Annotated in this window: 23 protein-coding genes; 10 read left to right on the top strand and 13 right to left on the bottom strand. The window is 67.4% G+C overall.

The features are described from left to right. Positions 1 to 54: 54 nt before the first annotated feature. From ACW9UL_RS03060 to ACW9UL_RS03050, 3 genes are read left to right on the top strand one after another with little or no spacing between them, the layout of a single operon-like run. On the top strand, positions 55 to 441 hold the full coding sequence (locus ACW9UL_RS03060) for a DUF6152 family protein (protein WP_457788814.1): 387 nt from the start codon (positions 55 to 57) through the stop codon (positions 439 to 441). Further along, positions 442 to 924 carry a hypothetical protein gene (locus ACW9UL_RS03055; protein WP_397486552.1) on the top strand — a complete coding sequence of 161 codons (483 nt, stop codon included), beginning with the start codon at positions 442 to 444 and terminating at the stop codon, positions 922 to 924. A gap of 55 nt (positions 925 to 979) precedes the next feature. Further along, positions 980 to 1513 carry a hypothetical protein gene (locus tag ACW9UL_RS03050; RefSeq protein WP_457788813.1) on the top strand — a complete coding sequence of 178 codons (534 nt, stop codon included), beginning with the start codon at positions 980 to 982 and terminating at the stop codon, positions 1511 to 1513. Positions 1514 to 1620: 107 nt separating this feature from the next. On the opposite strand, the gene ACW9UL_RS03045 is transcribed toward ACW9UL_RS03050, so the two are convergent. The 11 genes from ACW9UL_RS03045 to ACW9UL_RS02995 all read right to left on the bottom strand — a co-directional run bounded on the left by ACW9UL_RS03045 (position 1621) and on the right by ACW9UL_RS02995 (position 13132). Next, on the bottom strand, positions 1621 to 2790 hold the full coding sequence (locus tag ACW9UL_RS03045; protein ID WP_457788812.1) for an iron-containing alcohol dehydrogenase: 1170 nt from the start codon (positions 2788 to 2790) through the stop codon (positions 1621 to 1623). A gap of 8 nt (positions 2791 to 2798) precedes the next feature. Beyond that, positions 2799 to 4187, bottom strand: a complete 1389-nt coding sequence (locus ACW9UL_RS03040; protein ID WP_457788810.1) for an aldehyde dehydrogenase family protein — start codon at positions 4185 to 4187, stop codon at positions 2799 to 2801. A 96-nt stretch (positions 4188 to 4283) separates the two neighbouring features. Then, complete coding sequence (locus tag ACW9UL_RS03035) at positions 4284 to 5657, bottom strand: glutamine synthetase family protein (protein ID WP_457788809.1); 1374 nt, start codon at positions 5655 to 5657, stop codon at positions 4284 to 4286. 304 nt (positions 5658 to 5961) lie between these two features. Then, positions 5962 to 6501 carry a L,D-transpeptidase family protein gene (locus ACW9UL_RS03030; RefSeq protein ID WP_457788807.1) on the bottom strand — a complete coding sequence of 180 codons (540 nt, stop codon included), beginning with the start codon at positions 6499 to 6501 and terminating at the stop codon, positions 5962 to 5964. Between the two features lie 50 nt (positions 6502 to 6551). After that, a complete protein-coding gene (locus ACW9UL_RS03025) occupies positions 6552 to 7058 on the bottom strand; it encodes a hypothetical protein (RefSeq protein ID WP_457788806.1) in 507 nt (168 codons plus the stop codon). A 91-nt stretch (positions 7059 to 7149) separates the two neighbouring features. Beyond that, positions 7150 to 8187, bottom strand: a complete 1038-nt coding sequence (locus ACW9UL_RS03020; protein ID WP_457788805.1) for a hypothetical protein — start codon at positions 8185 to 8187, stop codon at positions 7150 to 7152. A gap of 12 nt (positions 8188 to 8199) precedes the next feature. Beyond that, positions 8200 to 8727, bottom strand: a complete 528-nt coding sequence (locus ACW9UL_RS03015) for a PAAR domain-containing protein (protein ID WP_457788804.1) — start codon at positions 8725 to 8727, stop codon at positions 8200 to 8202. Between the two features lie 252 nt (positions 8728 to 8979). After that, a complete protein-coding gene (locus tag ACW9UL_RS03010) occupies positions 8980 to 10017 on the bottom strand; it encodes a TRAP transporter substrate-binding protein (RefSeq protein WP_021441904.1) in 1038 nt (345 codons plus the stop codon). A gap of 132 nt (positions 10018 to 10149) precedes the next feature. Continuing rightward, the gene (locus ACW9UL_RS03005) at positions 10150 to 11475 is read right to left on the bottom strand and encodes a TRAP transporter large permease (RefSeq protein ID WP_021441905.1); all 1326 of its coding nucleotides are present in this window, start codon (positions 11473 to 11475) and stop codon (positions 10150 to 10152) included. Then, entirely contained in the window at positions 11475 to 11981 is a 507-nt protein-coding gene (locus tag ACW9UL_RS03000) for a TRAP transporter small permease subunit (RefSeq protein ID WP_122109126.1), read from the bottom strand. The genes ACW9UL_RS03005 and ACW9UL_RS03000 overlap by 1 nt, the downstream gene beginning before the upstream one ends. A 251-nt stretch (positions 11982 to 12232) precedes the next feature. After that, on the bottom strand, positions 12233 to 13132 hold the full coding sequence (locus ACW9UL_RS02995; RefSeq protein ID WP_122109127.1) for an AEC family transporter: 900 nt from the start codon (positions 13130 to 13132) through the stop codon (positions 12233 to 12235). A gap of 287 nt (positions 13133 to 13419) precedes the next feature. Here ACW9UL_RS02995 and ACW9UL_RS02990 point away from each other — a divergent pair, with 287 nt between their 5' ends. Then, positions 13420 to 13803: a hypothetical protein gene (locus ACW9UL_RS02990; protein ID WP_457788803.1), complete on the top strand. Its 384-nt coding sequence runs from the start codon at positions 13420 to 13422 to the stop codon at positions 13801 to 13803. An 82-nt stretch (positions 13804 to 13885) separates the two neighbouring features. Here the strand turns inward: ACW9UL_RS02990 and ACW9UL_RS02985 are convergent, their stop codons facing one another. Both ACW9UL_RS02985 and ACW9UL_RS02980 read right to left on the bottom strand, forming a co-directional pair. Beyond that, positions 13886 to 15007, bottom strand: a complete 1122-nt coding sequence (locus ACW9UL_RS02985) for a fatty acid desaturase family protein (protein WP_457788802.1) — start codon at positions 15005 to 15007, stop codon at positions 13886 to 13888. Further along, entirely contained in the window at positions 14965 to 16065 is a 1101-nt protein-coding gene (locus ACW9UL_RS02980) for a ferredoxin reductase (RefSeq protein WP_457788801.1), read from the bottom strand. The genes ACW9UL_RS02985 and ACW9UL_RS02980 overlap by 43 nt, the downstream gene beginning before the upstream one ends. A 153-nt stretch (positions 16066 to 16218) precedes the next feature. Between ACW9UL_RS02980 and ACW9UL_RS02975 the strand changes: the two genes are divergently transcribed. The 6 genes from ACW9UL_RS02975 to ACW9UL_RS02950 all read left to right on the top strand — a co-directional run bounded on the left by ACW9UL_RS02975 (position 16219) and on the right by ACW9UL_RS02950 (position 20530). Then, a complete protein-coding gene (locus ACW9UL_RS02975) occupies positions 16219 to 16854 on the top strand; it encodes a TetR family transcriptional regulator (protein WP_457788800.1) in 636 nt (211 codons plus the stop codon). A 154-nt stretch (positions 16855 to 17008) separates the two neighbouring features. Further along, on the top strand, positions 17009 to 17509 hold the full coding sequence (gene ureE, locus ACW9UL_RS02970; RefSeq protein WP_457788798.1) for an urease accessory protein UreE: 501 nt from the start codon (positions 17009 to 17011) through the stop codon (positions 17507 to 17509). Positions 17510 to 17561: 52 nt separating this feature from the next. Beyond that, positions 17562 to 18236, top strand: a complete 675-nt coding sequence (locus ACW9UL_RS02965) for an urease accessory protein UreF (protein WP_457788797.1) — start codon at positions 17562 to 17564, stop codon at positions 18234 to 18236. A 13-nt stretch (positions 18237 to 18249) separates the two neighbouring features. Then, complete coding sequence (gene ureG, locus ACW9UL_RS02960; protein ID WP_457788795.1) at positions 18250 to 18864, top strand: urease accessory protein UreG; 615 nt, start codon at positions 18250 to 18252, stop codon at positions 18862 to 18864. Between the two features lie 21 nt (positions 18865 to 18885). After that, entirely contained in the window at positions 18886 to 19458 is a 573-nt protein-coding gene (locus ACW9UL_RS02955) for a HupE/UreJ family protein (RefSeq protein WP_457788794.1), read from the top strand. A 160-nt stretch (positions 19459 to 19618) separates the two neighbouring features. Then, complete coding sequence (locus tag ACW9UL_RS02950) at positions 19619 to 20530, top strand: glycerophosphodiester phosphodiesterase family protein (RefSeq protein WP_122109134.1); 912 nt, start codon at positions 19619 to 19621, stop codon at positions 20528 to 20530. Positions 20531 to 20944 lie beyond the last annotated feature (414 nt).

Below are 20944 nucleotides of genomic sequence, written 5' to 3'. Positions count from 1 at the left end.
TTCCAAATGCTGCCCACCCGCCGCGGCGCGGGCTGCAGGGTCTAGGTTTACCCGGTGTCCAACCAGCCACACCGGGTGACCGCCATGCTGAAGAAACTGCTGCTCCTCGCCACCGCGCTCGGCCTGCTGCTGGCCGGCGCCCTCGCCCAGGCCCACCACGGCTGGAGCTCCTACGACGCCGATCGGACCCTGACCCTGGAAGTGCCGCTGCAACAGGTCAACTACCGCAACCCGCACGCCGACGTGAGCATCGAGCACGACGGGCGCAGCTGGCTGGTGATCCTCGCCCCGCTCAGCCGCCTGCAGGCCCGCGGCCTGCCGGAAGCCGACCTGACTGCGGGCAAGACCGTGACCATCGTCGGCTACCCGCGCAAGGACGGCACCGCGGAGATCCGCGCCGAGCGCATCATCGTCGACGGCCGCACCATCGAACTGCGCTAGATGGACGTGCTGACCGCCTGGGCCGCCTGGCTGGAGGCCTCGGCCCTGGGCGAGCAGATGCGCAGCTCGACGCTGCTCTACCCGGCGCTCAACCTGCTGCACCTGCTCGGCCTGGTGCTGTTGCTCGGCAGCATGCTGCTGCTCGATGCACGCCTGCTCGGTGCCGGTCGCGGTTTCCCGCTGGCGGCGGTGTCGCGCGCGCTGACGCCGCTGGCGGTGGCCGGCCTGCTGTTGTTGCTGGGCAGCGGATTCTGCCTGTTCGCCGCCGACGCCGGGCCACTGCTCGGCAACCGCCTGCTGCAGTTCAAGCTGCTGCTGATCGCCCTGGGTATCGGCAACGCCCTGTTGTTTCGGCATCTGTGGAGCGCCCGGCTGAGCGACTGGGACGGGCGCGCACCGTTGCTCGGTCGGCTGCAGGCGGCGCTGTCGCTGCTGGCCTGGCTACTGGTGATGAGCCTCGGCCGCCTGCTGGCCTATTTCTAGCCCGGCGCGCTTTGCCTTATCCTGCGCGCCTTCGCCCCCCAACAGGAATGCCCCGATGAAAGCCCAGCTGGAAGAACTGATCGCCAAGATAAGCTCCGGCTGCCTGCCCGCGGACGAGATCGCCCGCATCGCCGACGAAGCGGCGCAGGCCTATGCCGACCCGGTCGCCTTCCTCGCCGCCAACCCCGACGTCAACTACGACGACGACTTCCCCATTCCGCTGGGCGAATGGGTGGTGGTCGGCAGCCTGCCGGATACCGTGCTGTTCCAGGCCGACAGCTACCAGGAGCTATTCCAGCAGATCACCGAGTCCTTCGGCCCGCAGGTGCCGTTCGTGCTCAAGGCCAAGCAACTGGCCAAGACCGAACCGCTTACCGCGCTCAATCGCATCCAGGTGCAGCTCTCGGCGCTGTCGCCGGAAACCGGCGGCTACGTGCTGGTGGACTTCAGCGAACCGCTGGACGACGAGCTGCAGGCAGTGCTGGTGTACGCCAGCGACCTGCCGCGGGTGATGGAGCTGGCGGTGGAAGTGGGCATCTACGCCGCGCCGGCGCTGGAGGCCTTGAAGGCGGCGCAGGCGGGGGAGTAAGCCACAGGATTTGCCCTCTCCCATAAATGGGAGAGGGGCCTAATCGCAGCCCTAGCCCGGCTCCAATCCGCGGCCAACCCGGCCAACCACCCCGGATTGCATCCGGGCTACAAGGCTCCGCGCAGCGCTTTCTCGAACAACGCACTGTACTGCGCGGCGCTGAAGGCGATGGGGTTGGTGCCGGCCGAGGGATCGACCTCGGCCATCCGTCCCACCTGCTCGATGCGCCGATCGTCGATGCCGATCTCGCCCAGGCTGTGGGCAATGCCCACCTCGCTGCGCAGCGCCAGCACCCAGTCCAGCACCGCCTCGAAGCCGCTGCCCGGCAGCGCCAGGTAGCGCGCCATCTTCTCCATCTGTGGCTCGATGGCACCGCGATTGGCCACCAGCACGTAAGGCATCAGCACTGCGTTGAGCAAGCCATGGTGGGCGTCGTACAGCGCCCCCAGTGGATGGGCCAGCGCGTGCATGGCGCCGAGGCCACGCTGGAAGGCGGTGGCGCCCATGCTCGAGGCCACCAACATCTGCAGCCGCGCCTCGACGTCGGAGCCCTGACTGACCGCACGTGGCAGGTACTGCTGCACCAGGCGCATGCCTTCCAGGGCGATGCCCTCGGCCATAGGATGGAACAGCGGTGAGCAGAAGGCCTCCAGGCTGTGCGACAGCGCGTCCATGCCGGTGGCGGCGGTGATCTTGGCCGGCAGTCCGACCGTCAGCTCGGGGTCGAGAATCACCAGCGCCGGCAGCATCCGCGCGTGGAAGATGATGCGTTTGATCTGTGCCGCGTCGTCGGTGATCACCGAGGCGCGGCCGACTTCCGAGCCGGTGCCGGCGGTGGTCGGCACCGCCACCACCGGCGCCATGCCGGCGACCTTGACCCGGCTGGCGTTGTCGCCGACGTCCTCGAAATCCCACAGCGGCCGATCCTGGCCGACCATCAGGGCGATGGCCTTGCCGGCATCCAGCGCCGAGCCGCCGCCGAAGGCGATCACCCCGTCGTGCCCGCCGGCATTGAACGCGGCCACACCGTCCATCACGTTGGCGCCGGTGGGGTTGCCCTTGATCGCCGAGAACAGCCCTGCCTTCAGCCCGGCATCGCGGCACTGGCGCAGCGCCGCGTCGATCATCGGCAGTGCGGCTAGGCCGGGGTCGGTGCACAGCAGCGGCGCGCGCATGCCGAGCTGGCGGCAGGACTCGGCCAGCTCGCTGATGCGGCCGACGCCGACGCGCATCGAGGTCGGGTAGTTCCAGTTCATGCGGTATCGATTCAGGTCCATGGCGCGCCTCACAGCTGAGTCTTGAAGTGGAAGGATTTCGGCCGGGTCAGCTGCTCGTAGCCGACCCGCGACAGGGTGCAGCCGCGCCCGGAGTGCTTCACCCCGGTCCAGGCCAGGCCGGGGTCGAGGTAGTCGCAGCGGTTGAGAAATACCGTGCCGGCCTCCACCCGGTCGGCCAGGGCCATGGCGGCGTCGACGTCGCGGCTGAAGATCGCCGCGGTCAGGCCGAACTCGCTGTCGTTCATCAGCGCCAGCGCCTCCTCGTCGCTGGCGACCTTCTGGATGCCCACCACCGGGCCGAAGGATTCCTCGGTCATCACCCGCATGCCGTGGTGCACCCCGGTCAGTACCTGCGGCGCCAGATAGGGCGTGCCCGGGGCATCCAGGGGGAACTCGGCCGGGTCGATATGCGCCTTGGCGCCCTGGGCGACCGCCTCGGCGATCTGGCCGCGGACGAAGTCGGCGGCGTCGCTGCGCACCAGCGGACCGAGGGTGGTCTGCGGGTCGTCCGAGCGGCCCAGGTGGTACTGACGCACCAGCGCCACGGCGCGTTCGACGAAGGCGTCGTAGAGCGACTCGTGCACATAGATGCGCTCGATGCCGCAGCACGACTGGCCGGAGTTGAAGAAGGCGCCGTCGATGGCGGTTTCCACCGCGTGCTGCAGGTCGGCATCGGCGCGCACATAGGCCGGATCCTTGCCGCCCAGCTCCAGGCCGACGCTGATAAAGCGCCCGGCCGCCGCCCGCTCGACCATGACCCCGCCCGGCACTGAGCCGGTGAAGGCGACGTGGGCGATGCTCGGCGCCTGGATCAGCGCCTCGGTGTCGCCGTGGCTCAGGTGCAGGTACTGGAACACGCCCTCGGGCAGTCCGGCCTCGGCGAAGGCCTCGACCATGCGCTCGGCGCACAGCGGGGTCTGCGCCGAATGCTTGAGCAGCACCGCGTTGCCCGCCAGCAGCGCCGGCAGCACCGCATTCACCGCGGTCAGGTAGGGGTAGTTCCAGGGTGCGATGACCAGCGCCACGCCCAGCGGCTCGCGGCGGATAAAGCGGGTGAAGCCGGGCTTATCCGGCAGGCGAATGTCGGCCAGCGAACCCTCGGCGATATCGGCCATATGGCTGGCGCGCTCGACGAAACCGCGGATCTCGCCGGCGGCGTAACGGATCGGCCGCCCCATCATCCAGCACAGTTCCTCGGCCAGCTGGCTCTCGCGTGCGGCGAAGGCGGCGATGGCGCGCCGGCCGATGGCGATGCGCTCACTCAGCGGCGTGCGTTTCCAGGTCTGCTGCGCCAGCTCGGCCCTGGCCAGCGCGGCCTGTATCTCGGGGTTGGAGGCCAGACGACGCTCGACGTAGACCGAGCCGTCGATGGGAGAAATGCATTGCAGCTTGCTCATAAGGTGCTCCAGAAACCTGCCCGCATGGCCTGGATGCATGCCGGGGACACTCGGCAACAGCGCCCCGGATTGCATCCAGGCTGGGGGAATGGGGAATCAGATGATTTCGAAGTAGCGATCCAGCTCCCAGTCGCTGACATGGCGGCGGTACTCGCGCTCCTCCCATTCGCGGCTGGCGGCGAAGTGCTCGACGAAGGCGTCGCCGAACAGCTCGCGCGCGGCCTGCGAGGCCTTCAGGCGCTGCGCGGCGTCCCACAGGGTGCGCGGCAGCGCCAGCTCCTCGGGATGCTTGACCGCGTAGGCGTTGCCGCTGACCGGCGCGGTCGGTTCCCACTCCTGCATGATCCCGTACAGCCCCGAGCCGATGGCCACCGACAAGGCCAGAAAGGGATTGCCGTCGGCGGCGCCGAGGCGGTACTCCTGGCGCTGCGACTTGTCGCTGCCGGGGATCACCCGCAGCGCCGCGGTGCGGTTCTCCACGCCCCAGGTGGCGTCGGTGGGCGCCCAGAACCCGGGAATCAGACGCCGGTAGCTGTTCAGCGTCGGCGCCACCATGCACAGGAATTCCGGCATCAGGCGCTGCTGCCCGGCGAGGAAATGCCGCTGCAGCTTGCTCATGTTGTGCGCCTGATCGGGGTCGTAGAAGGCCGACTTGTCGCTCGCACGGTCGCGCAGCGAGACGTGGATATGCCCGCTCTGCCCCGGGTACTTGCCCGACCACTTGGCCATGAAGGTGGCCATCAGGCCGTTGCGCTGGGCCAGCACCTTCATGAAGGTCTTGAACAGCGCGCCCTTGTCCGCCGCCGCCTCGGCGCGGTCATAGGCGATGGCCGCCTCCAGCACGCCGGGCCCGGTCTCGGTGTGCAGGCCCTCGATGGGAAAATCCATGCTCTCGCCCATCTCGAGGATCTGGTGGTAGAGCTCGGCATGCACCGAGTTACGGATCATCGAGTAGCCGAACCAGTCCGGGGTGAAGGGTTTGAGGTCGCGAAAGCCCTTGGCCCGCGCCGACTCCGGCGTCTCGTCGAACATGAAGAACTCGTACTCCAGCGCCGCATAGGGCTCGAAGCCCATGCCCTGGCAGCGCTCGACCACCCGCCGCAGGGTGCCGCGCGGGCACACCGCCTCGGCCTGCTGGTCGAATTCGGCGAGAAACAGCAGCATGCCGTTCTCGAAGGGAATCTCACGGCAGGTGTGCGGCAGGATGCGCACCGGCGCGTCGGGGTAGCCGGTGTGCCAGCCGGTGTACTGGGCGTTGTCGTAGAGCTGGTCCTTGACGTCCCAGCCGAGCACCACGTCGCAGAAGGCGAAGCCGTGCTCCAGGGCAGAGAAGAACTTGCTGCGGCTCATGTACTTGCCGCGCATCACCCCATCGTTGTCGAAAAGGCCGACTTTCACGTGGCTCAGGCCACGCTCCTCGACGATGCGCCGGGCATCGCCCAGGGTCTTTACATCCCGTGGTTTGAACATGCTAACCCCCGTGTCTTGTTGTTATGGCGGGCGGGCTGGGCGCACGGCTGGGCAGCCATGACCGGCCTGGCAGGGCCGACGGCGCATGGGCACAGCGCGACGCCTATCACAGCGTCCGTTTCAGGCCCATTGAGTGTGGTACAGGATTGCCGGGCTGGCAGGTATGCGGCGGAAAAATCCGTGGGCCCGGCGCAAAGGTTGCGGTTCGAGGGGGGCCCGCGCGCACCACTCTTCGGTTGCCAGCGGTGTATAGCGGTTCCCCCCCCGCCTATCGAAATCCGCCGCCGACACCGCCGCCCGCGCTTCAGCGGCGGATTTCGATAGGCGTGCCATTGGGCACCAATGCCCAGACCTGCCGCATCTCGGCATCGGTCACCGCGATGCAGCCGTCGGTCCAGTCCCACAAGTGGTGCAGCGGTCCGAGCCAGCCCCAGCCATTGGGCAGACCGTGAATCATGATATTGCCACCGGGGGCATAGTCACCGGCGCGGGCACGGGCTTCGTCCTGCGGGTTGGGATAGGAGATATGCAGACTGAGATGGGCCATCGACTTGGGGTTGCGCCAGTCGATCAGGTAGCGCCCCTCGGGCGTGCGCTGGTCGCCTTCGCGCTGCTTGTGCCCCTCGTCACCTGCACCGCCCAGCGCGATGCGGTACTCGGCCAGCAACTCACCCTGGCGCCAAAGCGCCATGCGTCGTTGCCGTTTGTCGACGGTGATCAGGTCGGCCTGCTGGTCCGGCAGCGCGAGATCGGGAGCGGTTCCCGAACCAATACCCGCCATCACCTTGGTGTAGCCCAGCAGTAGCGCTACCAGGATTAGGCCCAGCATTACGGAACGCTTCATTGCATACATCCTTTCTCGCAATGACTCCCTAGCGGAAAAAGAGCCTCTTCTCAGCCACGCTGCCCCACGCGCCTCTCCTGCGCTTCGATCTCCTCGAAGACCTTACGGTGCTCGGCCTGTGAGGCGTACTCGCCGATGATGGCCTCGGCTCGATAGGTGGTTTTGCGCAACGCGCCGCTCTGACCGTCGCGGTCGAAGGTCACCACATAGCGGGTGTTATCCAGCTCTACATAGAGGTAGTAGTAGTCCAGCGGCTGATCCGGTTCGGCAAAAGCGCTGTAGGCGTAACGCACGCGGCCGCTGAGATCCGGCTCGGAATCGAGCAGCTTGTGATAATCGGCGTCCGGATAATGTTCATGCAGCGCCATCGCAGCAATGACAGGGAAATCCTCGATCTGATCCAGAGTGAAAGGGGCCGGCCGGGTACGCAACATGGTGAGCGGATAGTCCTCGAAGCCCGGTCGCGATCGGTACTGGCCGCCAGCAAACCAGCGTGTGGCATCGAACATGTCTTCGTTGTCCGAAGGGCCGTAATACATCATCACTTTCGCGGGCATGGCGCGATCCTCTGCGTTCAGGTGCAGCCCTGTCAGGCCTAGGCCCAACAACAGGACGGCGGTAATCCATAAGGTTCGATGGGCGAACATTTTATTTGGGCTTGTATTCGAGAAGTGAGGCCGGTACTCCTTCGGGCGTATCCCCGGCGCGAACGCCACGCACCGCCCCCTCCTCATCCAGCGGATAGCCAATGGTCCGCTCATTTTCGTCACGACTGTCCGCATGCAACAGCAGCTTCTTGTCTTGTGCTGTAGCCGTCGCGATCGGGGGAGTAGGCTCGTGTTCATCGGGGAGCTGGGCACTCTGGCTACCTTGAGTGGCACGATATGCACTCAACCGCTGGCGATATGCCCTCCGCTGTTGCATGTACCGCTCCTGGGCCTCCCTATCTGCCTGGATCCGCTGCCGGGCCCCGGCGATGGCCGCACGATCGTTGGCGTTGCCGTAGGTCTGGTCGTAGTTACTGCGCCGGGGATAGGCCCAGACCGTCGTTTTGCTGGCATTGGCGATAAGTTGCGCCAGGCTCTTGTCGTACTGGGGGTCTTCACCCGCTGCCACGCGCAGGTGAGCGTCGATGCCCAGGCCGGTACGGCAGGCGTAGGAATAGATCTTGGCCCCGAATTCGAAGGCCTCGGGTTTGAGCATGTTCGCCTGGGCATCGCGCAGCCGGTAGCTATCGACTTTATCCAGCTCGTAGCCGAACTCGACGCTACCTACCAGGCCATGGGAGAAGAAGTCCATTTGCTTGATGTGGCGCTGCTTGGAGATGCGCAGGTTGATGAAGTCGAGCAGATGGGAGATGGAGTCCAGTTCCTGGTAGCGAGCGCCATAGCGCGTCTCAACTACTCTTTTCACCCGGTCGAGCAGTCGCCGCTCGTAGTCCTCGATAAAGATCAGGAAGATGCGCTGGGTGGAGTGATTGGGCGTGGCTTCGGGATAAAGGCGGATTTGCCGTATGCCCTGATTGATGAAGCGCATCTTGTTGCCCTTCTGACCACGCATTCGCTCCATCAGGGTCATATGCGAGGCGCCGACCACCGTGATGTGGTCCTGCTGCAAGGAGACCGGAACGCGGGTCGTGCCATGCTGCTCGGTGGTGTTGCCCTGAATGCGCTGCTGCTGAGTCATAGCCCCGACCTCTCAGTAACCGATGCCCAGGGCATCGAGATAGCCGGCGGCCTCCCGCCCCCAGCGCACCACCACCGAGGCGGGTTGCTCGGTAAAGACGCGCGGGGTATTGCCATAGGCATTGGTGTAGCCGACCAGGCGCTGACCATCGGCGCACTCCACGCAATACAGCATGCCCTCCACCGGCTGCCCGCTGTGCTCGTCGAACAGCTGATACTGCTCGCTGTGACGGGGCAGGATTTGCGGCGGCGTGAAAGGCGCGGCCCCCACTTCGGTGCCCACCAGCACATCGCCCGAACCGGTGACGATCACTCCACCGTGGCTGGTGGCGCTACCGAGGAAGGCAACGGCCTTACCATTGATCAGGATGCTGCCGATCCCTTCCGTAACCGCGTCGCCGCAGGCGGTGCCATCGCCGACCCGCAAGGCGGGCAAACCGTTGAACAGCACGTCAGGAGAGCCACTGGTGGTGGGATTGGTGCCGTGCCCGGGCAATGGGCAGGCGTTGAGATCACTCAGGCGCGACGCCGGCTTGGTCATGGGATACGTCCTTGTATGGAGAGAGTCGAATGCTAGCGCAGAACTTTTGCTCGCATCGTGCGAGCGTTCACTTTGAAGCGCATAGTGCCAATCAGTTCCCTACCGGACGACCGCAGCGCGAGGACGACAAGGCAGGCCAGAAACTACGGACAGCCCGCGGCACAGGCGTCGATGGCAGCGGTCATCGCCATAAAAAACCGCGCCCGTACCTCGCGGCACGGGCGCATGGCCTCACCTGACGAGCCGCCGGATTCAACCGCGATAAGGCGCCCCCGCCTTGGCCATCAGCGCGTTGTACTTCTTGAAGATGTCCACCACCTTGGCGCAGCGCGGGCTGGTCTTGGCGATCTCGTCCCAGAACTTCAGCGCCTCGGCCTCCACCGTGGCCCATTCCTCGGCCGGGATGGAGGTCAGCTGCAGCTTGCCGCCTTCGACGCGCAGTTGCGCCTCGCCGCCCCAGTACCAGTGCTGGCGGTAGTAGTTGGAGCTGTCCATGCACAGCTTGAACAGGGTCTTGAGGTGTTCGGGCACCTCGGCCCACTTGTCCGAGTTGGCGAAGTAGGAACCGATCCAGGCGCCGGAGATGTTGTTGGTGAGGAAGTACTTGGTGACGTTGGCCCAGCCGACGGTGTAGTCCTCGGTGATGCCGGACCAGGCGATGCCGTCCAGCTCGCCGGTCTGCACCGCCACCTCGACATCTTCCCAGGGCAGGGTCACCGGGATCACGCCGAAGCGGGCGAGGAACTTGCCGGCGGTGGGGAAGGTGAAGATGCGCTTGCCCTTGAGGTCGTCGAGCTTGGTGATCGGCTGCACCGTGGCGAAGTGGCAGGGGTCCCAGGCGCCGGCGCCGAGCCAGGTGACGCCCTTGACCTCGCCGTAGGCCTCGGCCCAGATGTCGTTGAGGCCGTACTGCTCGAACAGCACCGGCACGTCGAGGCTGTAGCGGGTGGCGAAGGGGAAGTAGCCGCCGAACACCGAGACGTCCACCGGCGCGGCGATGGAGTCGTCATCGCTCTGCACCGCGTCGATGGTGCCGCGCTGCATGGCGCGGAACAGCTCGCCGGTGGGTACCAGCTGGTCAGCGAAGTACAGCTGGATCTCCATCTGGCCGTTGGCGGCCTTGTTGAAGGCGTCGATCGACGGCTTGATCACGTGCTCGGCCAGCGCCGGGCCGGCGTAGGTCTGCAGGCGCCAGGTGATCTTCTTCGGCTCCTGCGCGTAGATGTGCGCCGAACCCAGGGCGGCGGTGCCGACCGCGGCGGTTTTCAGGAAATCGCGTCTCGTACTCATGCTGTTCTCTCCTATAGTGTCGATGCAGATGCAATACAACCGCTCATTGCCGCCGCAGCCGCAGCGGCCTTGCCAGTGACCGGCAGGCGCCGGCTCGACTGCTGGCGCGCCAGGCGCGCCGATTTCCGAAGCTCAGCCGCCGTAGTGCAGCTGCGGCAACCACAGCGCCAGCTGCGGGAAAACCATCACCAGGATCAGGGTCAGGACCATCACCAGCACGAAGGGGGTGACCGAGACGTAGATGTCGCGCAGGCTCACCTCGGGCGGGGCCATGGCGCGCATGAGGAACAGGTTGTAGCCGAACGGCGGGGTCATGTAGGCGATCTGGCAGGTGATGGTGTAGAGCACGCCGTACCACACCAGATCGAAGCCCAGCGCGCCGACCAGCGGGATGTAGAGCGGCGCGACTATGACCAGCATGGCAGTGTCGTCGAGGAACATGCCCATGATGATGAACGACAGCTGCATCATGATGAGGATCTGCCAGGGCCCCAGGTGCAGGCTGTCGACGAAGAAGGTCTCGATCGCCCGCACCGCGCCGAGGCCGTCGAACACCGCGCCGAAACACAGCGCGGCGAGGATGATCCACATGAACATGCAGCTGATGGCCAGGGTCTTGCGCAGCGTCTCCTCCAGCACCTGGCGGTTCAGCCGGCGCTTGACCAGCGCCATCAGCATGGCCGCGGCGGCGCCCACCGCGGAGCTTTCCACCAGGCTGGTGTAGCCCAGCAGGAACAGCCCGGTCATGGCGAAGAAGATGAACAGTGGCGCCAGCCCGGCGCGCAGCAGCAACAGCTTTTCCCGGCGGCTGACCTGCAGCCGCTCGGCCTCGGCCAAGGGCGGGCCGAGCTGTGGCTGCAGACGGCAGCGCACGACGATATAGAGCACGAACAGGCACGCCATCAGCAGGCCGGGAATGGCCCCGGCCAGCCATAGCTGGCCGACCGGCTGACGGGCGATCATGCCGTACAGCACCAGCACCACGCTGGGCGGAATGAGGATGCCCAGCGAGCTGCCGGCCTGGATCACCCCGGTGACCATGATCTTGTCGTAGCCGCGGCGCAGCAGCTCGGGCAGGGCGATGCTGGCGCCGATGGCCATGCCGGCCACGCTCAGCCCGTTCATCGCCGAGATCACCACCATCAGGCCGATGGTGCCGATGGCCAGCCCGCCCGGCAGCGGCCCCATCCACACGTGGAACATCTTGTACAGGTCTTCGGCCAGGCCGGACTCGGAGAGCATGTAGCCCATGAACACGAACATCGGCAGGGTCAGCAGCGGGTACCACTTCATCAGTTTCATCGCCGCGCTGAAGGCCATCTCCGAGCCGCCGTCGCCCCACAGCAGCAGCGCCGCGGCGGCGGCGACGAAGCCGATGGCGCCGAACACGCGCTTGCCGGTGAGCAGCAGTAGCATCATCGAGGAGAACATCAGCAGTGCGATCAGCTCGTAGCTCATCACAGCGTCTCCCCGCGGGCCGCGTAGAGGTCCTTGAAGAAGGTGGCGATGGCCTGCAGCAACATCAGCAAGATGCCGAAGCACATCACCAGTTTGATCGGCGCCATATAGGGCGACCAGGCCGAGTAGCTGGTTTCCTGGTATTCCAGGGCGTATTCGGTGGAGGAGATGCCGCCGATCAGCAGCAGCACCAGGTAGAAGATCAGCATGAACACGGTGATCGCATCGACCACGGCGCGGGTGCGCGGCGACCAGTGGCTGTAGGCCAGGTCCATGCGTACGTGGGCGTCGAGCTGCATCGAGTAGGCGCCGCCGAGCAGGAAGTAGGCGACCATGAGGAACTGGGCGCTTTCCAGGGTCCAGATCGAGGGGGTGAAGAAGGTCTTGCTGATCGAGGAATACAGCAGCACCGCCAGCATGGCGAAGATCAGGTACATGGCGAAACGCCCGACCCTCCGGTTGAATGCGTCCACGACCCGGACGAAAGCTCGAATGCCCTTGCGCATGCAGTTTCCTGCTTTTTTGTTCGTTATCTCGTCAGCCTAGACGAAGATTCGCCAAAGCCAACCGCCCCGCCTGGCCATAGCAGGAAACGCGCCAGCCACCCTGGCCGCGCCCTTCCTCGAACAAAATCAACGGCTTGAAAACTACCGGGCTAGAGCCTCAGCGCGCCAGGAAGGCGGCGAGCACCGAGGCGGTGCGCGCCGGTTCCTATTCCGGGGGCATCTGGCCATGATCGGCACACAGCCGCCGGTTATCAGAAGCCCACCGCCAGCATCCACAGCGGCAAGCTGATCGCCGCCAGCAGGGTCGACAGCGAAATCGCCGCGCTGACGCTGCGGCTGTCCTCGGCGTTGCGGGCAAAGGCCATCACGTTGACCCCGCTGGGGCAGGCGGCGAGCAGCACCAGCACCGTGCGCGCCGTGTCGTTCAGCCCCGGCAGCTGGCCGCTGAGCCACCAGACCAGCGCCGGGAACAGCGCCAGCTTGGCCAGCGCCACGCCCCAGGCCTCGCCGGTGGGGCGCAAGCGGTAGCGCGACAGGCTGGCGCCGAGCACGATCAGCGCGCAGGGCAAGGCGGCCTGGCCCAGCCAGGTCACCGCCCGCCACAGGCTCTCCGGCACCACCAGCCCGGACAGGTTGAGCAAGGCGCCGAGCGCCAGGCCGATGATCATCGGGTTGGCCAGGTTGTTCAGCAGCGCGCGGCCGTCGACCCGCTCCTGACTGCCGAAGGCGGCGTAGAAGCTGTGCAGGGAAAACAGCGTAAGGCTGTGGAACACCAGGATGGCGAAGACGTAGAGCAGACCGTCGTTGCCCATCAGGCTGGCGATCAGCGGGATGCCCACCAGCACGTTGTTGGAGAAGGCCGCCACCAGCCCCAGCGGCGACGCCGTGCCGCGGCGCCAGTGGGCCAGTGCGTTGACCGCGGCGAACACCAGCAGCACCGGCAGGTAGTAGGCCAGCAGCAGCATCGGCGACAGGCCCTCGGCCAGCGACGCCTTGGCGATGCCGGCGAACAGCAGCGTCGGCATGAACAGCTTGAAGGTGATATTGGCCAACCCGGCCGCCGACTCGCTGGTGAGCCACTGGCGCCAGCCCAACAGATAGCCGAGAACGATCAGGGCGAAGATCGGCAGTATCGCCTGTACCGCGAGCATGGGTGCACCTGCCTCCAGAAAATCGCGTCTACCGGAAGCGGCCCGCGCAAGGGGCGCCAAGCATACGCGCGGCAGGCCGCCGATGCGACCCGGCGAGCGCGCGCCGAACACCCCGCAAAACCTCCGGACGGTGCCTTGGACACGAGCTGAAAGCCGCGTTGCAGAGCCTTTGCAGCCTGCATCAACAGGGTCGATGGTCACTATCAGGCCAGTCAAGTTCTTATCTGCGCGCATGTCCCGAACAATTGGCCCCGAAGTCACTTATCACTCCCTACGGAGACATCGACATGAAAAGCCAACTGACCCTCGCCGCCCTGGCCCTTAGCCTGCTGACCACCAGCGTTTTCGCCGCGCCGAGCAGCGCGCCCTTCCCTCTGGTGGGCGAAGCCAAGGACAGCCAAGTGCAACAGCAACCCGTCGCGCCGCTGGCCGAGAACGGTGCCGAGCGCACGCCGGGCGCACAACGTATCCAACTGGCCGAAGACGGCTCCAACCGCATCCCCGGCAGCCAGCGCATCCAGCTGGCCGAGGACGGCTCCGACCGCACCCCCGGCAGCCAGCGCATCCAGCTGGTAGAAGGCGGCTACGAGCGCACCCCGGGCGCCCAACGCGTGCAGTTGGCCGAAGGCGGCGCCGATCGTCTGATCGAGCAACGCGGGCGCACGGCCTGAGCCCTATCGCAACATCCCCAAGCCCGGCGCATGCCGGGCTTTTTTATGCCCTTTCGCGCGAGCCACGCGTGCAAATGGCGAGTCACGCCCTTCCTGCAGCGGGCAAACGGTAGATCCAGATGCGCCGCAGCACGGTTCCGAACTGAGCCCACAGGCTGCCGCAGTTGTAATGCTGGCCGTAGCGCGCGGCGATCTGGCGCACCTCGCGCGCCAGTTCGGCATAGCGCCGCGCCGGCAGGTCGGGGAACAGGTGGTGCTCGATCTGGTGGCTGAGGTTGCCGGTGAGAATGTGCAGCAGCGGCCCGCCGCTCAGGTTGCTCGAGCCGCGCAGCTGGCGCAGGTACCAGTGGCCACGCGTCTCGCCCTGCAGCACTGCCGGCGCAAACACCGCCGCCTGCTCGGTGAAGTGGCCGCAGAAGATCACCAGGAAGGTCCACAGGTTGCGCAGCAGGTTGGCCAGCAGATTGCCCGCCAGCACGGCCAGGGCATTGGCGCCGAGCAGCAAGGCCAGCAGCGGAAACGCCAGGTAGTCCTTGCCCCACTGGCGCGCCAGCTTGGCGCCGAAGCGGCGCGCCAGCGGGCGCACCTCGTCCTGGCCGATACGGCCCTTGAGCAGTTGGTCCAGGCGCAGATGCTGGATGGCCACGGCGTACTGGAACAGCAGCGCCTGGATCGTCACCCACAGCGGCTGCCAGCGGTAGAAGGGCTTCCAGCGCTGCTCGGGAAACAGCCGCACCACGCCGTAACCGACATCGTCGTCCATGCCCAGCACATTGGTGTAAGTGTGATGGACGTGATTATGAGTGTGCCGCCAGAAATCGGCCGGGCCGACTATGTCCCACTCGTACTGGCGACCGGCGAATTCCGGGTCGTTCATCCAGTCGTACTGGCCGTGCATGACGTTGTGGCCCAGCTCCATGTTCTCGAGGATCTTGCCCAGGCCCAGCAGCAGGCTGCCGAGCAGCCAGGTCGGCGGAAACCAGCCGAACATCAGCAGCGCGCGCCCGCTCCAGCAGCACAGGCGCACGGCGCCGCGCACCCGGCGGATATAGCGCGCATCCGCCTCGCCCAGATCGTCCAGGGTACGCCGGCGCAGGGCGTCCAGTTCGGCGCCGAAGGCCTGCAGCTCGGCCGGACTCAGCTCGCGGTCGGGGCGGTTGTTCACAGGTCGATCTCCACATCCCCATGGGGGGCGCTGATGCATAGACGAATGGGCTGCCCCGGCTCGGCGAACAGCGCGCCGCTGCGCAGGTCGCGCACCGCGCCGGCGAGCAGGGTGCAGGTGCAACTGGCGCAGATGCCCTGGCGGCAGCCATGGGCCGGCCGCAGGCCGTTGGCCTCGGCCTGCTCCAGCAGGCTCTGGCCAGTGTTGCCGGCGGCCTGCTGACGACTGCGGGCAAAGCCCAGGCGCACCGTGCCGGTGCCGTCGAGCGGCGCCGGCGGACTGAAGCTTTCCCACTGCAGGCTGGCGCCGCGCCCCGCCGCCTGCCACCCGGCCTGCGCCTGCTCGACGAAGCCACGCGGCCCGCAGACCAGCAGATGCTCGCCGGGCAGCTCGGCCAGGCGCTCATCGCTCAGTCGACCGGCGAACTCCCCCGGCAGCGCCGGCTCGCCGCTAAGCGCCCAGCGCAGCTGCAGATTCGGGTGGCGGGCGGCCAGCGCCTGCAGCTCGTCGACGAAGGCGCGCTGGGCGCGGCGGCGCACCTGGTGCAGCAGCGTCACCGGGGCGGCGTAGCCGCGCGCCAGCGCCTCGCGCAGCAGCCCGAGCAGCGGCGTGATGCCGCTGCCGGCGGCCAGCAGCAGCACCGGCCGGCCATCCGCCGGCCAGCGCATCTCGCCAAAGGCCGCGCCCAGCTCCACCACCTGGCCGACCTCGACGCGCTCCAGCAACAGGCTGGACAGGCGTCCGCCCGGCTGACGCTTGATCGCCAGCTCGACACGCCCGTCCGCCGCCACCGCTGTCAGGCTGTAGCTGCGCCCATGGCGCACGCCGTCCTGCGCCAGGTACAGCTGCACATGCTGGCCGACGCGCCAGCCGCGGGCGTTGCCGTTGCAGCGCAGGCGCAGGGCGAGCATGTCGTCGGCGACCCACTGGCGCGCCTCGACCCGGGCGCACACCCGGTTCAGGCGCAGCGCCGGGTGCAGCAGGCGCAGCCAGCAGTCGACGTCCGCCTCGCGCAGCCAGCCGCCGGCGCACAGCGCGCGCAACGGCTGCAGCGGGCGGGCCAGGCGGCGCGCCAGGGACAGGGGAATCAGGGCCATCGACGCAGTTCCAGTAAACAGTTGCACACAAGGCTGTCAGACGCCGCCCAGTTCAGTCAACACTTGTACACTTAAACGCCCGCACCATCCTGGTTCGACGCTCGCCACGCGCATTTGCTAGAGTGCGGCATCGCTCACCGACCCAGACTCCGCATGACGCCACGCGCCGAACAGAAGCAGCAGACCCGCCAGGCCCTGATGGACGCCGCCCTGAGCCTGATGGAGAGCGGGCGTGGTTTCGGCAGCCTGAGCCTGCGCGAAGTCACCCGGGTCGCCGGCATAGTGCCCACCGGTTTCTACCGCCACTTCGCCGACATGGACGAGCTCGGCCTGGCCCTGGTGGCGGAGGTCGGCGAGACCTTCCGCGCCGCCATTCGCCGCGTGCGCCGCCACGAGTTCGAGGTACGCGGGATGATCGACGCCTCGGTGCGCATCTTCCTCGCCGAGGTGACGGCCAACCGCGCCCAGTTCCTGTTCCTCGCCCGCGAGCAGTACGGCGGCTCGCAGCCGGTGCGCCAGGCCATCGCCGCGCTGCGCGAGCGCATCACCGGCGACCTGGCCGCCGACCTCAAGCTGATGAACCGCATGCCGCACCTCGACGACGCAGCGCGCGAGGTGGTCTCCGACCTGGTGGTGAAAACCGTGTTCGCCACCCTGCCGGAACTCATCGACCCGCCGGCGGACAACCTGCCGGCGCACCTCAGCGCCGAAGCCAAGATCATCCAGCAACTGCGCTTCGTGATGATCGGCGGCAAGCACTGGCAGGGTCTGGGCAAACCCGCCGGCTGAGCGCACCACCAAGGTGCACGCCAAGACCGGCATGCACCAAATAAAACCTGACTGCCTCGCCAAGTTATCCACAACCCACAGCAATGCGGCCTGGCGGCGCCTTGGCAAGGCCCTTGCACTATTTCCGGGCATCCCCTTTCCGGAATCGATGCATATGCTGGTGATCCACCGCCGAATCGCGCCGCAGCAGGCCCCCGATGCCGAACTGCAGCTGAGCTTCGAGGCGCGCAGCAAGAGCCGTCTGCGCTGCTTCACCACCGCGGGCGAGGAGGTCGGCCTGTTTCTCGAACGCGGCCAGCCGGCGCTGGCCGACGGCGACTGCCTGCAGGCCGAGGACGGCCGCGTGGTGCGCGTGCGGGCCAGGCCCGAGCCGCTGCTGCACGTGACCTGCGCCAGCCCCTTCGAGCTGATGCGCGCCGCCTATCACCTGGGCAACCGCCACGTCGCCCTGCAACTGGGCGACGGCTGGCTGCGCCTGCCCGACGACTACGTGCTCAGGGCCATGCTCGAACAGCTCGGCGCAACGGTCGAAGCCGTGGAGGCGCCCTACCAGCCGGAACAGGGCGCCTATGGCGGCGGCCACCATCATTCGCACCAGGGCGACGCCGAGTTCAACTACGGCCCACGCCTGCACCAGTTCGGGGTGCGCACGTGACCCCGAACGCGTCATTTCGCCTGGGGTGCGCCGTGCGCACCAAGGTTGCGCCATGAACCCGGCCTGGGCCCTGCTGCGCCTGGCCAGCCCGCAGCTGCCGATCGGCGGCTACAGCTACTCCCAGGGCCTGGAATGGGCGGTGGACAGTGGCCTGATCACCGATGCCGATGGCGCCGAACGCTGGCTGGCCGATCAGCTCGCGCTTAACCTCGCCCGCTTCGAGGCGCCGCTGCTGCTGGCCCACTGCCAAGCCGCGCAGGACGGCGACTGGGCGCAGCTGCAGGCACTGGCCGAGCGGCACCGCGCCAGCCGCGAAACCCGCGAACTGGCGCTGGAAAGCCGGCAGATGGGCTATTCGCTGCGGCAACTGCTCGACGGCCTGCCGGAGCTGGACGACGCGGCGCGCGCCTTTCTCACCGGGCAGCGCGAGCCGGGCCTGGCCCTGGCCTGGGCGCTGGCCGCGCGTGCCTGGCGCATCGCCCCCGACGAGGCCCTGGCCGCCTGGCTCTGGGGCTGGCTGGAGAACCAGCTGGCGGTGCTGATGAAGACCCTGCCGCTGGGCCAGCAGGCCGCTCAGCGCCTGACCAGCCACCTGCTGCCGCAGCTCGAGGCGGCGCAGCGCCAGGCCGAAACCCTAACCCCCGAACACTGGGGCAGTGCCGCCTTCGGCCTGGCCCTGGCGAGCATGGCGCACGAACGCCAGTACTCGCGTCTCTTCCGCTCCTGACGAGGAACAACAGATGAACAGCCAACCCCTGCGCGTCGGCATCGGCGGCCCGGTCGGTTCCGGCAAGACCGCCCTGACCCTGGCCCTGTGCCGTGCCCTGCGCGAGCGCTACAACATCGCCGTGGTCACCAACGACATCTACACCCAGGAAGACGCCCAGTTCCTGGTGCGCAACGAGGCCCTGGAGCCCGAGCGCATCATCGGCGTGGAAACCGGCGGCTGCCCGCACACGGCGATCCGCGAGGACGCCTCGATCAACCTGGAGGCGGTGGAGCAGCTCAACCGGCGTTTCCCCGGCCTCGACCTGATCATCGTCGAATCCGGCGGCGACAACCTCTCGGCCACCTTCAGCCCCGAGCTGTCCGACCTGACCCTGTACGTGATCGACGTCTCCGCCGGCGACAAGCTGCCGCGCAAGGGCGGCCCGGGCATCTGCAAATCCGACCTCTTGGTGATCAACAAGGTCGACCTGGCGCCGCTGGTCGGCGCCTCGCTGGAGGTGATGCAGCGCGACACCCTGAAGATGCGCGGCGACAAGCCCTTCGTCTTCAGCAACCAGAAAATCGGCCAGGGCCTCGACGAGATCATCGCCTTTATCGAACGCCAGGGCATGCTCACGGCGACCTGATTCCACCTCAAGGAGATCCACATGAATCTGCGCAAAACCCTCTATGCCCTCGCCCTGTTCTGCACCCCGGGCCTGGCCTTCGCCCACGCCGGCCACGACCACTCCGGCGTGCTGGCCGGCCTGGCGCACCCGCTGCTGGGCCTCGATCACCTCCTGGCAATGCTCGCCGTCGGTCTGTGGGCCGCGCAGCAGAGCGGTGCGGCGCGCTGGGCGCTGCCGGCCACCTTCGTCGCCAGCATGCTGTTCGGCGGCCTGCTCGGTTTTGCCGGCGTGACCATCCCGCTGATGGAAACCGGCATCGCCGGCTCGGTACTGGCCTTCGGCCTGCTGGTGGCGGTGGCCGTGCGCCTGCCGATGGCCCTGTCCATCGCCCTCACCGCCCTGTTCGCCCTGACCCACGGCGTCGCCCACGGCCTGGAGCTGCCGGCGCTGGCCAGCCCGTTCGGCTACGCTGCCGGCTTCGTCGTCGCCACCGCCGCCCTGCACGGCTGCGGCTACGCCCTGGTGCGCCTGCTGCCGCAGGCTGCCGCGCCGCTGGTGCGCCTGACCGGCGCCGCCTCGGCACTGGCCGGAGTGTGGCTGCTGGCAAGCTGAGCACAGCTCGCCCGAAACAGCTCCCGGATTGCATCCGGGCTAGCGAGCCCCCTCTGCCCGCGGGGAGAGGGGACGGCGCTCCCGGCTTCGCCCTCCTGCACTTGCCAACACCCCCGCCGCTGGGGCACAAAGCCCTGAACCGGTTTCGAGACCCCAGCCCATGTTGCGCTTCGCCCGCTTCCTGCTCGCCCCCCTGCTACTGCTCGCCGTGGCGCTGCTGGTGCTGGCGCTGACCAGCCGCCCGGCCGCCGTGCCCGAGGTGCTCGCCGACCTCGGCCAGCGCCCGCTGGTGATCGCCCACCGCGGCGGCAAGGGACTGTGGCCGGAGAACACCCTGTTCGCCTTCGAGCGCGCCGTGGCCCTGGGCGTCGACATGCTGGAGATGGACCTGCACCTGAGCCAGGACGCCGAACTGGTGGTGATCCACGACGACACCCTGGAGCGCACCACCAATGGCCAGGGCCCGGTCGCCCACTACAGCCTGGCCGAGCTGCAGGCCCTGGACGCCGGCTACCACTGGAGCGCCGACGGCGGCCAGAGCCATCCCTACCGCGGCCAGGGCACGCGCATCGCCAGTTTCGCAGAGGTGCTGGAACGCTTCCCGCTGGTGCCCAAGGTGGTCGAGATCAAGGTGGCGGACGTCGGCATGGAAGCCCTGCTGTGCGAGACCCTCGCCAGCTACGACCAGCTCGACCGGGTGATAGTCGGCAGCTTCCACGAACGCAGCCTCAAGCGCTTTCGCGAGGTCTGCCCGGAGGTGGCCACCTCCGCCGGGCCGGTCTCGGTACGCCTGCTGCTGGCGCTCAACTGGCTGGGCCTGAGCGACCTGCTGTCGCCGTCCTACCAGGCCCTGCAGATTCCCCAGCGGCACAGCGGCCTGACCCTGGCCACCCCGCGCCTGCTGCGCAACGCCCAGAGCCGCGGCCTGCACGTGCAGCTGTGGACCATCAACGAACAGCCGGCCATGCGTCGCCTGCTGGAGATGGGCGCCGGCGGCCTGATCACCGACTACCCGGATCGCGCCCTGCAGCTGCTGGGCCGCTCCACCCAGCTCGGCGCGTTGCCCGACTGAGGCGCCCCCTCCCAAGCGGCGCCGCCCATCGGGCGCAGCCGGCCTGGCGATTTATTCGCCAGGCCATGCCACCCCGCGGCCCTGGCGGGCTGGCGACAGCCGCCCGCAGCTTATTCACAGAAACCTCCACAGTTTCCCGGGATAACTGCGCCGACGCACTCGAGCGCTGTGGAAAGGACTGGACAAAACCCGCGTTACCCGGGCGCTTGCGAGCGACCGGCAGCGCCGCTCAAAAACCGTACAACGCCCTGCAAGCAGCGCTATCCTTGGTCTGCAAACAAGCGCACAGAGCTTATCCACAGATCGTCCCACAGAACCCGGGGACAACTGCGCGACCACCCCGCTATATTCCCCAATCACTGTCAAGTGGTTGTGCACAAAGGAAAAACCCTCCTGCTCAAAATTCCACCGACA

The sequence above is a fragment of the Pseudomonas sp. PL-6 genome, assembly GCF_054110165.1.
Note: the sequence above shows the minus strand (reverse complement) of the source record. Positions and strands in the feature narration are given on the sequence as shown.

What these genes read in the sequence shown, in the direction of transcription:
- ACW9UL_RS02955 (WP_457788794.1), top strand. Translation starts at nt 18,886, where the DNA reads ATGAATCTGCGCAAAACCCTCTATGCCCTCGCCCTGTTCTGCACCCCG.
- ACW9UL_RS02985 (WP_457788802.1), bottom strand. Translation starts at nt 15,007, where the DNA reads ATGCATCAGCGCCCCCCATGGGGATGTGGAGATCGACCTGTGAACAAC.
- ACW9UL_RS03000 (WP_122109126.1), bottom strand. Translation starts at nt 11,981, where the DNA reads ATGCGCAAGGGCATTCGAGCTTTCGTCCGGGTCGTGGACGCATTCAAC.
- ACW9UL_RS03025 (WP_457788806.1), bottom strand. Translation starts at nt 7,058, where the DNA reads ATGCCCGCGAAAGTGATGATGTATTACGGCCCTTCGGACAACGAAGAC.
- ACW9UL_RS02950 (WP_122109134.1), top strand. Translation starts at nt 19,619, where the DNA reads ATGTTGCGCTTCGCCCGCTTCCTGCTCGCCCCCCTGCTACTGCTCGCC.
- ACW9UL_RS03045 (WP_457788812.1), bottom strand. Translation starts at nt 2,790, where the DNA reads ATGGACCTGAATCGATACCGCATGAACTGGAACTACCCGACCTCGATG.
- ACW9UL_RS03055 (WP_397486552.1), top strand. Translation starts at nt 442, where the DNA reads ATGGACGTGCTGACCGCCTGGGCCGCCTGGCTGGAGGCCTCGGCCCTG.
- ACW9UL_RS03020 (WP_457788805.1), bottom strand. Translation starts at nt 8,187, where the DNA reads ATGACTCAGCAGCAGCGCATTCAGGGCAACACCACCGAGCAGCATGGC.
- ACW9UL_RS02980 (WP_457788801.1), bottom strand. Translation starts at nt 16,065, where the DNA reads ATGGCCCTGATTCCCCTGTCCCTGGCGCGCCGCCTGGCCCGCCCGCTG.
- ACW9UL_RS02965 (WP_457788797.1), top strand. Translation starts at nt 17,562, where the DNA reads ATGAACCCGGCCTGGGCCCTGCTGCGCCTGGCCAGCCCGCAGCTGCCG.
- ACW9UL_RS03035 (WP_457788809.1), bottom strand. Translation starts at nt 5,657, where the DNA reads ATGTTCAAACCACGGGATGTAAAGACCCTGGGCGATGCCCGGCGCATC.
- ACW9UL_RS03040 (WP_457788810.1), bottom strand. Translation starts at nt 4,187, where the DNA reads ATGAGCAAGCTGCAATGCATTTCTCCCATCGACGGCTCGGTCTACGTC.
- ACW9UL_RS03010 (WP_021441904.1), bottom strand. Translation starts at nt 10,017, where the DNA reads ATGAGTACGAGACGCGATTTCCTGAAAACCGCCGCGGTCGGCACCGCC.
- ACW9UL_RS02990 (WP_457788803.1), top strand. Translation starts at nt 13,420, where the DNA reads ATGAAAAGCCAACTGACCCTCGCCGCCCTGGCCCTTAGCCTGCTGACC.
- ACW9UL_RS03015 (WP_457788804.1), bottom strand. Translation starts at nt 8,727, where the DNA reads ATGACCAAGCCGGCGTCGCGCCTGAGTGATCTCAACGCCTGCCCATTG.
- ACW9UL_RS02995 (WP_122109127.1), bottom strand. Translation starts at nt 13,132, where the DNA reads ATGCTCGCGGTACAGGCGATACTGCCGATCTTCGCCCTGATCGTTCTC.
- ACW9UL_RS03050 (WP_457788813.1), top strand. Translation starts at nt 980, where the DNA reads ATGAAAGCCCAGCTGGAAGAACTGATCGCCAAGATAAGCTCCGGCTGC.
- ACW9UL_RS02975 (WP_457788800.1), top strand. Translation starts at nt 16,219, where the DNA reads ATGACGCCACGCGCCGAACAGAAGCAGCAGACCCGCCAGGCCCTGATG.
- ACW9UL_RS03005 (WP_021441905.1), bottom strand. Translation starts at nt 11,475, where the DNA reads ATGAGCTACGAGCTGATCGCACTGCTGATGTTCTCCTCGATGATGCTA.
- ureE (WP_457788798.1), top strand. Translation starts at nt 17,009, where the DNA reads ATGCTGGTGATCCACCGCCGAATCGCGCCGCAGCAGGCCCCCGATGCC.
- ureG (WP_457788795.1), top strand. Translation starts at nt 18,250, where the DNA reads ATGAACAGCCAACCCCTGCGCGTCGGCATCGGCGGCCCGGTCGGTTCC.
- ACW9UL_RS03030 (WP_457788807.1), bottom strand. Translation starts at nt 6,501, where the DNA reads ATGAAGCGTTCCGTAATGCTGGGCCTAATCCTGGTAGCGCTACTGCTG.